The organism is Pseudonocardia sp. 2-7, from assembly GCF_056341085.1.
On sequence record NZ_CP094507.1, the window covers coordinates 3,186,086 to 3,200,128 of the forward strand.

The following is a 14,043-nucleotide window of genomic DNA, read 5'->3' on the forward strand; positions in this document are numbered from 1 at the left end:
GGCCTCAGCCCGCCAGGGCGGTCACGACGGCGTCGGTGACCGCGTCCAGCGGGACGTCCTGCTGCTCGCCGGAGACGAGGTCCTTCAGCCCGACGGTGCCGTTCTCCAGGTCCCGGTCCCCCAGGACCAGCGCGAACCGCGCGCCGGACCGGTCGGCGGACTTCATCGCGCCCTTGAGCCCCCGGCCGCCGTAGGCCAGGTCGACCCGCAGGCCGCGTGCCCGCAGCTGCGCGGCGACCACGACCAGGCGGCGCTGCGCGGCGGCGCCGAGGGACACCCCGAACACCTCGACGCGGGCGTCCGACCAGGGCTGCACACCTTCGGCGCGGCAGGCGAGCAGCGTGCGGTCGACGCCGATGCCGAACCCGACGCCGGACAGCTCGGGGCCGCCGAGGGTCGCCATCAGGCCGTCGTAGCGGCCGCCACCACCGATGCCGGACTGCGCGCCGAGGCCGTCGTGGACGAACTCGAAGGTGGTCTTGGTGTAGTAGTCCAGGCCGCGGACCATGCGCGGGTTCGGTGTGTAGGCGACGCCGAGGTCGTCGAGGTGGGCGAGCACCCGGGCGTGGTGGTCGGCGGCGGCGTCGGACAGGTGGTCCATCAGCAGCGGCGCGTCGGCCATCGCGGCGCGGACCTCGGGGCGCTTGTCGTCGAGCACGCGCAGCGGGTTGATCTCCGCCCGGGCCCGGGTCGCCTCGTCGAGGTCGAGCCCGGCCAGGAACTCCTGCAGCCGCTCCCGGTAGGCCGGCCGGCACTCGGCGTCGCCGAGCGAGGTGATCTCCAGCCGGTAGCCGGTCAGGCCGAGGGCCTTGAAGCCCTCGTCGGCGATCGCGATGACCTCGGCGTCCAGGCCTGCGTCGTCCACCCCGATCGCCTCGACGCCGACCTGCTGGAGTTGCCGGTAGCGCCCGGCCTGGGGCCGCTCGTAGCGGAAGAAGGGGCCCGCGTAGCGGAGCTTGACCGGCAGGCCCTGCTTGTCAAGGTTGTGCTCGATCACCGAGCGGACCACACCGGCGGTGCCCTCGGGGCGCAGCGTCACCGAGCGGTCGCCGCGGTCGGCGAAGGTGTACATCTCCTTGGAGACGACGTCGGTGGACTCCCCCACCCCGCGGGCGTAGAGGCCGGTGTCCTCGAACACGGGCAGCTCGATGTGGCCGTACCCGGCGCGCTCGGCGGCGGCGGCGAGGGTGTCCCGCACGTGCACGAACCCGGCCGAGGACGGCGGGAGGTACTCGGGGATGCCCTTCGGCGCGGCGAACGGCTCGGGCCTGCGGGCCCGGCCCACCTGCGGCTCGGTGGCGGTCACGGTTGCTGCACGTCCTCTCCGGGGATCATGTCGGGGGTCCTCCCAGCCTAGAACCGGTGTCTCTCAGCTTTCGCCCCAGGTCGCCCCGATACCCTCACCGCGCGTACGAGTGATCAAGTCAGGGAGTTGGGCGGGACGTGGCGACGAACGAGCAGCGCCGGGAGGCGGCCAAGCGCAAGCTGGAGGCGCAGCAGGCCCGCCGGGCGCAGCGGCAGCAGCAGCGCAAGCGGAACACGACGATCGCGGCCGTCGTGACGGTGCTGGTCGTGGTGCTGGCCGCGGTCGGGGTGTACGCGCTGACCTCGGCCTGGGGCGGTCCCGACGACCCCGGGCAGAGCGCCGCGGCGCCGGCGCCCGCCGGGGACGGCCCGGACACCGCCGGTCGGCCGACGGTGCCGCTGCCCACGCGCCCGACGGCCCTGCCGGCGTCGGTGGACTGCACCTACCCGACGTCCCCCGAGCCCGCCTCGAAGCCGGTGAACCCGCCGGCGGCCGGCTCCACCCCGGCCCAGGGGACGGTCACGGCAGATCTGCAGACCAGCGCGGGCCCGATCGACCTGACGCTCGACCGCGGCCTGGCGCCGTGCACGGTCAAGAGCTTCGAGAGCCTGGCGCGGCAGGGCTACTTCGACGGGACCTCCTGCCACCGGCTGACGACCAGCCCCGGCCTGCAGGTGCTCCAGTGCGGTGACCCGAGCGGCAGCGGGCGCGGCGGCCCCGGCTACTCGTTCGCCGACGAGGTGTTCCCCGGTCTCACCTACGGCCGCGGGCTGCTCGCGATGGCCAACGCCGGCCCGGACACCAACGGCAGCCAGTTCTTCATGATCTACGGCGACGCCCAGCTGCCGCCGAGCTACACCGTGTTCGGCTCCATCGGCTCCGAGGGCCTCGCGACGCTGGACAAGGTCGCCAAGGGCGGCGAGTCCGTCGGCTCCGGTGACGGCGTGCCGAGCATCCCGGTCGAGATCCAGCGCACCACCCTCGGCTGACCGGCTCCCCGGTCCGCCCCGGGTGGGGCGGGCCGGGGTCAGGCCGCGCTGGTGACCCGGTAGACGTCGTAGACGCCCTCGATGTTGCGCACCGCGTGGAGCAGGTGCCCGAGGTGCTTCGGGTCGCCCATCTCGAAGGAGAACCGGGAGATCGCGACGCGGTCGCGGGAGGTGGTCGTCGTCGCCGAGAGGATGTTGACCTTCTCGTCGGCCAGGACCTTCGTGACGTCGGACAGCAGCCGGTGCCGGTCGAGCGCCTCGACCTGGATCGCGACCAGGAACACCGACTCCGGCGACACCGACCAGGTCACGTCGACCAGCCGCTCCTCGCGCGCGGTGAGGTCCCCGGCGTTGGTGCAGTCGGTGCGGTGCACGCTGATCCCGCCGCCGCGGGTGACGAACCCGAGGATCTCGTCGCCCGGCACCGGGGTGCAGCAGCGGGCGAGCTTGATGTAGAGGTCGCCGAGGGCCTGCCCGTCCTCGCCGCTGACGACGACGCCGGCGTTGCCCGACGGACGCCGGTGGCGGACCGTCGACGGCGTCGCCCGCTCGGCGAGCTCCTCCTCGGCCTCCTCCTCGCCGCCGAACCACGCGACGAGACGCTGCACGACGTGCTGGGCGCTGGCCTGGTGCTCGCCGACGGCGGCGTAGAGCGCGGAGACGTCGGAGTAGTGCATCTCCCGGGCGAGCGCGGACATCGCGTCGCCGGAGATGAGCCGCTGCAGCGGCATCCCGGTGCGGCGGGCCTCCCGCGTGATGGCCTCCTTGCCCTCCTCGACGGCCTCCTCGCGGCGCTCCTTGGCGAACCACTGCTTGATCTTGGCCTTGGCCCGCGGGGACTTCGCGATCTGCAGCCAGTCCCGCGACGGCCCGGCGTCCTCGGCCTTGGAGGTGAAGATCTCCACGACGTCGCCGGAGGACAGCTGCCGCTCCAGGGCGACGAGCTTGCCGTTGACCCGGGAGCCGATGCAACGGTGCCCGACCTCGGTGTGCACGGCGTAGGCCAGGTCGATCGGGGTGGAGCCGGTGGGCAGGGTGACGACGTCGCCCTTCGGGGTGAAGACGAAGATCTCCCGCGCCGCGAGGTCGAAGCGCAGCGAGTCGAGGAACTCGCCGGGGTCGGCGGCCTCGCGCTGCCAGTCGAGCAGCTGGCGCATCCACGCCATCTCCTCGACCTCGACCTCCTTGTTGCCGCCGCCCTTGACCTCCTTGTACCGCCAGTGCGCGGCGATGCCGTACTCGGCGGTGCGATGCATGGCGTGGGTGCGGATCTGCACCTCGAGGGGCTTGCCGTCCGGCCCGATCACCGTGGTGTGCAGCGACTGGTAGACGCCGAACCGGGGCTGGGCGATGTAGTCCTTGAACCGCCCGGGCATCGGCTGCCACAGCGCGTGCACCATGCCGATCGCGGCGTAGCAGTCGCGCACCTCGTCGACGAGCACCCGGACCCCGACGAGGTCGTGGATGTCGTCGAAGTCGCGGCCCTTGACGATCATCTTGCGGTAGATCGAGTAGTAGTGCTTCGGTCGGCCCTCGACCTTGGCCGGGATCCGCGCGGAGTCCAGCTGCGCGGACACCTCGTCGATGACCTGGCGCAGGTAGGTGTCGCGCGACGGCGCCCGGTCGGCGACCAGCCGGACGATCTCCTGGTACTTCTTGGGCTGCAGGATCGCGAAGGACAGGTCCTCCAGCTCCAGCTTCACCGTGGCCATGCCGAGGCGGTGCGCGAGCGGGGCGAACACCTCGAGGGTCTCGTTGGCCTTCTTGACCTGCTTCTCCGGGCGCAGGAAGCGCATCGTGCGCATGTTGTGCAGCCGGTCGGACAGCTTGATGACCAGCACCCGCGGGTCCCGGGCCATCGCGACGACCATCTTGCGGATCGTCTCGGCCTCCGCGGCGGAGCCGAACTCGACCTTGTCCAGCTTGGTGACGCCGTCGACGAGGTGCGCGACCTCGTCGCCGAAGTCGGCGCGCAGCCGCTCCAGTGAGTAGTCGGTGTCCTCGACGGTGTCGTGCAGCAGGGCCGCGACCAGCGTCGTGGTGTCCATGCCCAGCTCGGCCAGGATCGTGGAGACGGCGAGCGGGTGGGTGATGTAGGGGTCCCCGGACTTGCGGGTCTGGCCGTCGTGCTTGTCCTCGGCGACGTCGTAGGCGCGCTGGAGCAGCACCAGGTCGGCCTTGGGGTGCAGCGAGCGGTGGACCGCGGCGAGCGGCTCCAGCACCGGGGTCACGATGGCGACGCGCTGCGGCGTCATCCGCCGGGCGATGCGGGCACGGACCCGGCGGGTCGCGGACGGGCGCGGCGGCTCGTCGTCGGGCGTCAGCGGGCGCGTGGCCGGATGGGCGCCGGTCCGGTCGACCTCGGTCACCGCACCTCCTGCTCGTGCTCGGTGGCGGGAAGGGTCCCGGGTCCGAGGATAGTCCGCGAATCGGGGCCCGTCGTGGTCAGGCGTTCAGCAGGGCGTCGATCCGCAGGTCACCCAGCTTCGCCCGGCCGTTCAGCGCGGCCAGCTCCAGCAGCGTGCCGAACCCGACGACCTCGGCCCCGGCGTCGGCCAGCAGGGCGCAGGCGGCCGCGGCGGTGCCGCCGGTGGCGAGCACGTCGTCGACCACGTAGACCCGCGTGCCCGGCTCGACGACCCCGGCCGGCAGCTCCAGGGTGGCGCTGCCGTACTCCAGGTCGTAGCTGCGCGACGCGGCGACCGCGGGCAGCTTGCCCGCCTTGCGGACCGGCACGGTACCGACCCCGGCGACGAGCGCGACGGCGGCACCGAGCAGGAACCCGCGCGCCTCCACCCCGACCACCAGGTCCGCCTCGCCCGCGTTGGCGGCCAGCTCGGTGGTGACGGTCGCGAAGGACTCCCCGTGCGCCAGCACCGGGGTGATGTCACGGAACAGCACCCCGGGCTGCGGGTAGTCGGGTACCGAGCGGACCAGCTCGGCGACCCGGAGCAGGTCGTCCGCGGAGTCCCCGGTGATCCCGGGCCCGACCCGGATGCCGTCGACCTGTGCCCCGCTCATCCGCGACGCCGTCCGGTCTTGCCGGTCGGGCGGGCGCCGGGCCGCGGGGCGGCGGGTGCGGAGGAGCTCACGGCGGCGAGGGTATCGGTGGCCGGATCGTCCTCGACGTCCGAGGCCGTCCCGCCCCGGCCGGCCGCGCGGGCACGACGCGCCTCGACCCGGGCGGCCTGGTCGCGGACCCGCTTGTCGCGCAGCTTGATGTCCACCAGGACCGGGGTGGCCAGCAGCAGCGAGGAGACGACACCGGTGATCATGCCGACCAGCTGCACCAGTGCCAGGTCGGCCAGCGTGCCGACACCGAGCAGACCGACACCGATCACGAGCAGGCCGAGCACCGGCAGGATCGCGATGAGCGAGGTGTTCATCGACCGCATCAGCGTCTGGTTCAGCGCGAGGTTCGCGGCCTCGGCGTAGGTGCGCCGGGTCAGCTTCAGCAGCCCGCGGGAGTTCTCCCGGACCTTGTCGAACACGACGACGGTGTCGTAGAGCGAGAACCCGAGGATGGTCAGCAGACCGATCACGGTGGCCGGGGTGACCTCCAGCCCGATGATCGAGTACACCCCGGCGGTCACGACGATGTCGTTGACGAGCGCGATCAGCGCCGCGGCGGCCATCGCCCGCTCGAAGTAGAACGCCAGGAACAGCGTGACCAGGACGATGAACACCGCCAGCGCGATCAGCGCCTGCGTGGTGACCTCGCCGCCCCAGGTGCCCGAGACCTGCGAGTCGCTGATCGAGGCGGCGCTCGGGGTGCCGTCCGCGCCGAGCGGCTGCAGCTGGGTGAACAGCGCCTCGCGCAGCGGCACAAGCTGCTCGGGGGTCAGCGGCTCGGACTGCAGCACGATCGACGCGGCGTCGCCGGACCCGACGGACTGGGTGACCTCGGGCGCGAAACCGATCACGCCTTCGTAGACCCGGTCGACCTGCTGGGTGCTGATCGTGCCGTTCGCCCCGGTGGCGGGCAGCTGGATCTGCGAGCCGCCGGTGAAGTCGATCCCGAGGTTGAAGCCCCGGAAGACCAGCGACAGCACGCAGACGGCGATGAGCACGCCGAAGCCGATGTACCAGGTCTTCCGGCGGCCGATGATGTCGACGTTCGCGGTGCCGGTGGTGAGCCGGGTCCAGCCCGACAGCGACTCGGGGTTCGTCATGCGCCCGCTCCCTTCCCGGTGGTGGCCGCGCGCCTGCCGACGGCCGGCTTCTCACGGCGGTGCCGCGACCCGATCCGGTCGACCGCGGCGAGCCCGGACAGCCCGGGCCTGCCCAGCGACCTGGACCGGGAGATGAGCACGACCAGCGGGAACGTCACGAGGAACACGACGACGAGGTCGAGGACCGTGGACATGCCCAGGGTGAACGCGAAGCCGCGGACCTCGCCGACGGCCAGGATGTAGAGCACCGCGGCGGCGAGGAAGCTGACCGCGTCGGCGGTGAGGATCGTGCGCCGCGCCCGCTCCCAGGACCGCGGGACGGCCGAGCGGAACGTGCGGCCGTCCCGCATCTCGTCCTTGAGCCGTTCGAAGAAGATGACGAACGAGTCGGCCGTGATGCCGATGGCGATGATGAACCCGGCGACGCCCGCCAGGTCCAGGGTGAACCCGATCCAGCGCCCGAGCAGGATCAGCACCGCGTAGACGACCAGGCCGGACAGGGCCAGCGACAGGATCGTCAGGATGCCGAGCAGCCGGTAGTAGAACAGGCAGTAGGCGAACACCAGCGCCAGGCCGACGGCACCGGCGATGAGCCCGGCCTCCAGCGAGGCCAGCCCGAGGCTGGCGGAGACGGTCTGGGCGTTGCCGGAGTCGAACGACAGCGGCAGCGAGCCGTAACGCAATGTTCGAGCGAGGTCCTGGGCCCGCTCCTGACTAAACTGCCCGGAGATTTGGGTATTTCCATAGATTGGCTCATTGATTGTTGCCACCGAAGCGACTTCGGTATCGAGCGTGAACCCGACGGCCTTGCCACGATTCGTCGTGGTGTAGTCGGCCCAGATCTCCGTACCACGGGGCTTGAACGTCAGGTCCACGACGTAGCCGGCCCCCCGCTGATCCTGTGCGGCCTGCGCGGAGGCGATCTCGGTGCCCTCCAGGAAGGACGGGCCGAGCAGGTACTTGTTCTGCTTATCCTCGCTGCATGCGACCAGCGGCCTGGTCGGGTCGTCGTAGCCCTGCAGCGGGTCGGGGGCGTTGCAGTCCAGGGTCAACAGCGCCTGCAGCTGGGTGGCCTGGTCGGTGCTCTGCCGGGTCTCGCGGAGCTTCGTGACCTCGGCGGCGACGCGCGGGTCGTCCGGCGCGAGCCCGCCCGGGCTCGGCGTCGGGGACGGTACGGGTGTCGGCGGCGGGTCCTGCAGCGGCGAGACCTGCGCGACCGGCGCGACGGGACGGCTCTGCTCGCCCATGCCCTGCGGCTGCGCCGGGGCGGGGCTCGCGGGGGCCTTGCTCGCGGGAGCCTGGCCGGACTGCGCGTCCTGGCCCGGCGCGGGCTGCTGCCCGGCGGCCTGGTTCGCGGGAACGGGGCCCTGCAGCACCTCGCGGAAGCGCAGCTGCGCGGTCTGGCCCAGGGAACGGGCCTGCTCGCCGGCGTCGCCGGGGACGGTGATGACGATGTTGCTGCCGTCCAGCTGGACCTCGGCGCCGCTGACACCGAGCCCGTTGACGCGCTGCTCGATGATGTCCTGGGCCTGGATCAGCTGGTCACGCGGCGGCGGCTGCCCGTCGGTGGTGCGGGCGGTGAGCGTGACCCGGGTGCCACCCTGCAGGTCGATGCCCAGCTTCGGCGTGAGGTTGCCGCCCCCGGTGAGGAACACCAGGGCGTACAGCACCACGACGATGCCTGCGAAGGCCGTCAGGTAGCGCCAGGGGCGCAGGTGCTGCTGCCCCGACGACGTTGCCACGTGATCGTTCTCCTGATCCGACTCGTGCGGCGGCCGCGGCCGGCCTCACGGTCGGTCGCCGTCCCACCGGGCCGGTGCGGCGGAGCCGCGGCCGGGCCCGGTACGGACGCCGGGGCCGCCGGAACGGGCCGTCCGGCCCGCTCCCGACGTGCTCAGTGGATGGTCGGCTTGTTCTCCGACGCGTCCTTGTCGGCCGGCTCGGCGACGGTCTCCTCCGTCGCCTCGTCGGTCGCGACCTTCTCCCGGATCGCCGCACGCAGCCAGGTGGTGACCACGCCGTCGGCGATCTCGAGGTCGATCGTGTCCTCGTACGAGGCGTCGACGATGGTGCCCCGCAGCCCGGACGTGGTGACGACGACGTCGCCGTCCTCCAGTGCCTGCTGCATCGCCTGCGTCTCCGCCATCTGCCTGCGCTGCTTGCGGCCGTTCAGGAACAACGGCACGAACAGCAGCAGGATGATGAGGAACGGCAGCAGGGAGAAGATGCTCGAGCCGCCACCGGCCTGCTGGGCGAGGATTGAAGTCATCGTGCGGGGTCTCCGTCTCGTCTCGTAATCGTGAGTGTGCCAGCCGGGACCGACACCGACGGCCGGCCCCCTCCCGGAGGCGGACCGCTCGTCGCAGTGCGACGGGCCGAACGGCGTCACCCGGGGCCCGCCGGCTGCCCGACACGCCCCGGAACGAGCCGGACGCCCGGATCGTTCCGGTACGCCCGCATCAGGACGCCCGCCGGGCACGCGGTGTCCGGAGGACTCCGCGCGGTGTGCGGACACCAGGGTGCCCGTGGTCCCGGCCGGGCGGTGCCCGATCCGTTCGGTCCGTCCGGATCCTCCCATGTGAGGCGGCCCGCGCACTCCGGTGCCCCGACGGCACACCGGGTCAGAACAGCGGGTCGACCCGGTGCCCGGCCGGTGCGTCCGCGGGTGGGGTCAGCCCGAGGTGGGTCCAGGCCAGCGGGGTCGCGACCCGCCCGCGCGGGGTGCGGGCGATCATCCCGGCCCGCACCAGGTAGGGCTCGCAGACCTCCTCGACGGTCCCCGGCTCCTCCCCCACGGCGACGGCGAGGGTCGAGACGCCGACCGGGCCGCCGTGGAAGGAGCGGACCAGCGCGCCGAGCACGGCGCGGTCGAGCCGGTCGAGGCCGAGCTCGTCGACGTCGTAGACGGCCAGCGCGTCGCGGGCGACCTCCCGGGTGACCACGCCGTCCGCGCGGACCTCGGCGTAGTCGCGGACCCGGCGCAGGAGCCGGTTCGCCACCCGCGGGGTGCCGCGGCAGCGCCCGGCGATCTCGGCCGCGCCGTCCGCGCGCAGGTCGATGCCGAGGATCCCGGCGGCCCGGCGGAGCACGCGGTCCAGCTCGGGGACGTCGTAGAACTCCATCTGCCCGGTGAACCCGAACCGGTCACGCAGCGGACCGGTCAGCGATCCGGCCCGCGTCGTGGCTCCGACCAGGGTGAACGGTGCGACGTCGAGCGGGATCGAGGTGGCACCCGGGCCCTTGCCGACCACCACGTCGACCCGGAAGTCCTCCATCGCGAGGTAGAGCATCTCCTCGGCGGGGCGGGCGGTGCGGTGGATCTCGTCGATGAACAGCACGTCGCCGGGCACGAGGTTGGACAGCATCGCGGCGAGGTCCCCCGCCCGCTCCAGCGCGGGGCCCGACGTCAGCCGGATCGCGGCGCCCATCTCCTGGGCGATGATCATGGCGAGGCTGGTCTTGCCGAGTCCGGGTGGGCCGGACAGCAGGATGTGGTCCGGCGGGTCGCCGCGGCGCCGCGCGCCCTCCAGCACCAGCTGCAGCTGCTCGCGGACCCGTGGCTGCCCCACGAACTCCTCCAGCGACCGGGGCCGCAGCGACGCCTCGACGTCGGTGTCCCCGGGCTGGACCCCGGCATCGACGGCGCGCTCGTCGAGATGCCCGTCGACCCCGGCGTAGGGGTCGGGCTCGGTCACCGCGACCTGCCGAGGCTCGACAGCGCGGTCCGCAGCAGGTCCCGGGCGTCGGTGTCGGGGGCGTGGGCCAGCACCGCGTCCACGGCCTGCTCGGCCGGGCGCTGGGTGAAGCCGAGCCCGAGCAGCGCCTCGACTACCTGCTCGCGCACCCCGAGCACCGGGGCCGGCGCGGCCGCGACCGCACCCGCGGGCACCGCGACGGGCGCGGTCACCTTGTCGCGCAGTTCCACGACCAGGCGCTCGGCGCTCTTGCGCCCGACGCCGGGGATGCGGGTGAGGACGGCGAGGTCACCGTCGGCGAGTGCGCGGCGCAGCGTGTCCGGCTCCAGCACCGCGATCGTGGCGAGCGCGAGCCGCGTCCCGATCCCGGACACGGTCTGCAGCAGCAGGAACAGCTCGCGTTCCTCGGCGTCGGCGAACCCGTAGAGGGTCAGGGAGTCCTCGCGCACCACCAGCGTGGTCGGCAGCCGGACCTCCTCGCCGCGACGCAGCCCGCCCAGCGTGGCGGGCGTGGCGTACACCGCGAGCCCGACCCCGCCGACCTCGACGACGGCGTGGTCCAGCCCGATCTCCAGCACCGGACCGCGCACCGAGTGGATCACTGACAGGTCCCCCTCCCACGAACGACCGTTCGAGGCACCGACGCTACCGGGCCACACCGACGGAACCGCACGCGACACCACGCCACCACCGGGCGAGACGGGTCAGCGTGCGCCCCAGCCGCCGGCGGACCGGGCGTCGGCGGCCGCGCGGGCCGCGGCCCACTGCTGGGCGGCGCTGGGCCGGGCGCCGCCCTGCTCCCGCTGCGCCTCGGCGAGCCGGGCCCGGTGCACCGCGGCCAGCTCCTCGGCGCGGGCCTGCGCCTGCGCCATCCGGTCGATCATCGGGGAGCGCCAGCAGTGGCAGATGGCCAGCGCGAGCGCGTCGGCGGCGTCGGCGGGCTTCGGGGGTGCGTCGAGACCGAGCAGCCGGGTGACCATCGCGGTGACCTGCGCCTTGCCCGCGCGGCCCTCCCCGGTGACGGCGGCCTTGACCTCGCTGGGGGTGTGGAAGGCGACCGGCAGCCCGGCCCGTGCGGCGACGAGCGCGACGACCCCGCTGACCTGCGCGGTGCCCATCACGGTGCGGACGTTGTTCTGGCTGAACACCCGCTCGACGGCGATCACGTCGGGGCGGTGCCGGGCCACCCAGCGCTCCACCTCGTCGGCGACGGTGAGCAGCCGCCGTTCCAGCGGCAGGTCCGGCTGGCTGCGGGCGACACCGACGTCGACGAACCCGACGGTCCGGCCCGCACCGGCCTCGACGACGCCGATCCCGCACCGCGTCAGTCCGGGGTCGACCCCGAGCACCCGCACCGCGTCCCCCTCGCCTCGGATCCGCACGGCCGTTCGAGAACCGTACCGGTGGAGGCGGTCCCGTCCGGTGCGGGCACGCCGGACCGGCGGGTCCGGGCCGGGCCGGGCGGACCGGGATGACAGGGTGCGCGGGTGACGTCGTTCCTCCGGATCCTCGCGTGGGTGTGGGCAGCGCTGCTGCTGGTCGTGCTGGTGGGGACCTTCCGCCCCGAGACCCCGGGGATCGGGCTCGCGGGGTCGTTCCTGTCGGGCGCGTACCCGCTGCACGTGGCCCTGGCTGCGGTGCTGGGGATCCTGTTCGGGCTGGCGGCGCGGGCCGCGGGTGCGCGGTTCACCGGAGTCGCGACGGCGGTGCTCGCACTGGCCGCGGTCGTCGGGTCGGTCACGGTGCTGGCCGCGCAGGGCCGGGCCGCGTCCGAGCAGGGCGTCCCGCTGGACTGGACGGCGACGCTGACCGAGCTGGGCCAGCCCGACGGGCGGCCGGACCGGTCGGTGGAGTTCGCCCCCGGCCGCACGCTGGACCTCTACCTGCCGACCGGCGCCGGTCCGCACCCGACGATGGTGTGGGTGCACGGCGGGTCGTGGACGAGCGGGGACCGCGGCGACCGCACCGCGCTGAACCGGTGGCTCGCCGAGCGCGGCTGGGCGGTCGCGGCGGTGGACTACCGGCTGCCGCCGCCCGAGCCCGTCGGCCGCGACCAGCAGCGCGACGTCGCGTGCGCCGTCGACTGGGTCCGCGCGCACGCGGGCGAGGCGGGTCTGGATCCCGCGCGGCTGGTGCTGGCCGGGCAGTCCGCCGGCGCGACGCTGGCGCTGTCGACCACGTCCGGGCTGCTCGACGGGACGCTGGCGTGCTCCGAGGCACCGGCCGCGTACGGCGGCACCGGCCCGGCCGACGCCCCGCCGCCGACGCCCGGCCCGCCGCCGGTCGGCGTGGTCGCCTACTACCCGCCCGTCGACCTGACGCTGGTCGACCCGGATCTGCAGCGCACCCTGTTCGGCGGCACCGCCGACCAGGCTCCGGGCCTGCTGCGGCTGCTCTCCCCCGCCGAGCAGGTCCGCCCGGGGCTCCCGCCGACCCTGCTGCTGCTCGGCTCCGCGGACCACTACGTCCTGCCCGACCGGGTCGCCGCCTACGACCGGGAGCTCCGCTCCGCGGGGGTCGACGGCAGGCTGGTCACCGTCCCCTACGCCGACCACGTCTTCGACCGGCCCTTCGGCAGCCCGGGCGCGCAGCTGACCCGGGAGGCCGTGATCCGGTTCCTGACCGGGCTGAACTGATGCGGGTCGAGGTCACCGCCCTGCTGGCCGCGTCCCGGCACGCCTACGAGGGCAGGCCCGCGGACGGGCCCCGGCCCGACCCGGAGCCACCGCTGCGCCGCGAGGTCCGGGTCCGTGCCGGCCACGGGATCGTCGGCGACCGCTACGCCGGCCGCCCGGCCCACGCCCGCGCCGCGGTGACCCTCCTGGCCGCGGAGTCGCTGGACCACCTGCGCGCGGTGCTCGGCGACGCCGTCGACGCGACCCCGCAGGCGATGCGGCGCAACGTCGTCCTGCGCGGCGCCCCGGTCGACGCGCTCGCCGCACCGGGCCGCGGCGGCACCGGCGCGCTGTTCGCCCTGGATTCCGGCGACGGGCCGGTCCGCTTCCGCGCGCACCGCGCCGCCGCACCGTGCCGCTGGATGGACACCGAGATCGGCGACGGCGCGTGGGCGGCGCTGCGCGGCCGGGGCGGTGTCCGCTGCGAGCCCCTCGACGACGGCGTGCTCCGCCTCGGGTCGGCCGAGCTGACGATCCTGGAACCGGCGACGGCCGTACCGCCGGACGCCGGGCACGGACCGTCCGGCGGGATGTCCCCACCGTCCGCCGCGACGACGTAACAGCAGGTGGGAGGTTCGCGACGCTACCGGCGTCGGCCCCGGAGGAGGTGACGCCGATGCCCCTGGTCCCGCACCCCCGCCGCCCCGACGAGCCAGCGGCCGCGCCGGCGCAGGCGGGCGTCGTCGTCCACCGGGGGCTGCCCGGGGACCGGGCGACCTGGGCGCGCCGGGCCGGCCGGATCGGCGGGCTCCTGGTCGCCCTGGCCGACGCCGAGTCCGGCGGGCTGGAGCTGCCCGCGTCGCTGGCCGGGCGCCGTGCGCTGTGGGCGTGGTCGCGTTCCGCGGAACGCGCGGTCGCCGCGGCGGGCGACGCCGACGCGGTCGTCGTGATCCACACCGACGACGCCGACGTCCTCGCCGCCGCCGGACGCGACCTGGCCGCGGTGCTGCGCCACGAGCGCGACACCCTCCGCGCCGCCACCCCCGGCGACGCCCCGACCGGCGCCACGGCCCGGACGGACCCGGACGGACGGATCTGCGCGATCCTGCACGCCGCGGCCCGCCGGCAGGACGTCGCGGTGGAGCAGCTCGTCGCCGAGCTGGGCCGCGCCGCCCGGGTCCTCGCGCCCGGACACCTGCGCCACCACTCCGGAGCCGGGTACGGCGCCGCCCCCGCACCGGGAACGGTCGCCGGCTGACCCCGCCC

13 protein-coding genes are annotated in these 14,043 nt (G+C 74.3%); 4 read left to right on the plus strand and 9 right to left on the minus strand.

Features of this window, described 5'->3' with window-relative positions:
• Window positions 1-4: 4 nt before the first annotated feature.
• On the minus strand, window positions 5-1,306 hold the full coding sequence (gene hisS / locus MTO91_RS15455) for a histidine--tRNA ligase (RefSeq protein ID WP_174565858.1): 1,302 nt from the start codon (window positions 1,304-1,306) through the stop codon (window positions 5-7).
• Between the two features lie 137 nt (window positions 1,307-1,443).
• Here hisS and MTO91_RS15460 point away from each other — a divergent pair, with 137 nt between their 5' ends.
• Window positions 1,444-2,295, plus strand: a complete 852-nt coding sequence (locus tag MTO91_RS15460; protein ID WP_476651642.1) for a peptidylprolyl isomerase — start codon at window positions 1,444-1,446, stop codon at window positions 2,293-2,295.
• A gap of 38 nt (window positions 2,296-2,333) precedes the next feature.
• Here MTO91_RS15460 and MTO91_RS15465 read toward each other — a convergent pair whose 3' ends face one another.
• From MTO91_RS15465 to ruvC, 8 genes are all read right to left on the minus strand, one after another.
• Window positions 2,334-4,619 (minus strand): RelA/SpoT family protein, encoded by a 2,286-nt coding sequence (locus MTO91_RS15465; RefSeq protein ID WP_251782968.1) that lies wholly within the window; start codon window positions 4,617-4,619, stop codon window positions 2,334-2,336.
• A 121-nt stretch (window positions 4,620-4,740) separates the two neighbouring features.
• Window positions 4,741-5,316: an adenine phosphoribosyltransferase gene (locus tag MTO91_RS15470; RefSeq protein ID WP_208823688.1), complete on the minus strand. Its 576-nt coding sequence runs from the start codon at window positions 5,314-5,316 to the stop codon at window positions 4,741-4,743.
• Window positions 5,313-6,467, minus strand: a complete 1,155-nt coding sequence (gene secF / locus MTO91_RS15475; protein ID WP_251782353.1) for a protein translocase subunit SecF — start codon at window positions 6,465-6,467, stop codon at window positions 5,313-5,315. Before secF ends, MTO91_RS15470 begins: the two co-directional genes overlap by 4 nt.
• Window positions 6,464-8,209: a protein translocase subunit SecD gene (gene secD / locus MTO91_RS15480; protein WP_476651643.1), complete on the minus strand. Its 1,746-nt coding sequence runs from the start codon at window positions 8,207-8,209 to the stop codon at window positions 6,464-6,466. The genes secF and secD overlap by 4 nt, the downstream gene beginning before the upstream one ends.
• A 152-nt stretch (window positions 8,210-8,361) precedes the next feature.
• Window positions 8,362-8,736: a preprotein translocase subunit YajC gene (yajC, locus tag MTO91_RS15485; RefSeq protein WP_062395704.1), complete on the minus strand. Its 375-nt coding sequence runs from the start codon at window positions 8,734-8,736 to the stop codon at window positions 8,362-8,364.
• A 352-nt stretch (window positions 8,737-9,088) separates the two neighbouring features.
• Window positions 9,089-10,162 carry a Holliday junction branch migration DNA helicase RuvB gene (gene ruvB / locus MTO91_RS15490; RefSeq protein ID WP_308215783.1) on the minus strand — a complete coding sequence of 358 codons (1,074 nt, stop codon included), beginning with the start codon at window positions 10,160-10,162 and terminating at the stop codon, window positions 9,089-9,091.
• Window positions 10,159-10,764, minus strand: coding sequence for a Holliday junction branch migration protein RuvA (gene ruvA / locus MTO91_RS15495; RefSeq protein WP_476651645.1), 606 nt, complete (start codon window positions 10,762-10,764; stop codon window positions 10,159-10,161). The genes ruvB and ruvA overlap by 4 nt, the downstream gene beginning before the upstream one ends.
• A 102-nt stretch (window positions 10,765-10,866) precedes the next feature.
• On the minus strand, window positions 10,867-11,517 hold the full coding sequence (gene ruvC / locus MTO91_RS15500; protein ID WP_251782966.1) for a crossover junction endodeoxyribonuclease RuvC: 651 nt from the start codon (window positions 11,515-11,517) through the stop codon (window positions 10,867-10,869).
• Between the two features lie 132 nt (window positions 11,518-11,649).
• On the opposite strand from ruvC, the gene MTO91_RS15505 reads away from it, so the two are divergent.
• Genes MTO91_RS15505 through MTO91_RS15515 form a run of 3 tightly spaced genes read left to right on the plus strand, consistent with a single transcriptional unit; the run spans window position 11,650 to window position 14,035 of the window.
• Window positions 11,650-12,798, plus strand: a complete 1,149-nt coding sequence (locus MTO91_RS15505; protein ID WP_405416785.1) for an alpha/beta hydrolase — start codon at window positions 11,650-11,652, stop codon at window positions 12,796-12,798.
• Window positions 12,798-13,397: an MOSC domain-containing protein gene (locus tag MTO91_RS15510; protein ID WP_405416783.1), complete on the plus strand. Its 600-nt coding sequence runs from the start codon at window positions 12,798-12,800 to the stop codon at window positions 13,395-13,397. The genes MTO91_RS15505 and MTO91_RS15510 overlap by 1 nt, the downstream gene beginning before the upstream one ends.
• 56 nt (window positions 13,398-13,453) lie before the next feature.
• A complete protein-coding gene (locus MTO91_RS15515; protein ID WP_405416782.1) occupies window positions 13,454-14,035 on the plus strand; it encodes a hypothetical protein in 582 nt (193 codons plus the stop codon).
• Window positions 14,036-14,043 lie beyond the last annotated feature (8 nt).

Coding starts and splice junctions, on each gene's coding strand:
- MTO91_RS15470 (WP_208823688.1), bottom strand. CDS start 5,316: ATGAGCGGGGCACAGGTCGACGGCATCCGGGTCGGGCCCGGGATCACC.
- secF (WP_251782353.1), bottom strand. CDS start 6,467: ATGACGAACCCCGAGTCGCTGTCGGGCTGGACCCGGCTCACCACCGGC.
- yajC (WP_062395704.1), bottom strand. CDS start 8,736: ATGACTTCAATCCTCGCCCAGCAGGCCGGTGGCGGCTCGAGCATCTTC.
- MTO91_RS15510 (WP_405416783.1), top strand. CDS start 12,798: ATGCGGGTCGAGGTCACCGCCCTGCTGGCCGCGTCCCGGCACGCCTAC.
- MTO91_RS15515 (WP_405416782.1), top strand. CDS start 13,454: ATGCCCCTGGTCCCGCACCCCCGCCGCCCCGACGAGCCAGCGGCCGCG.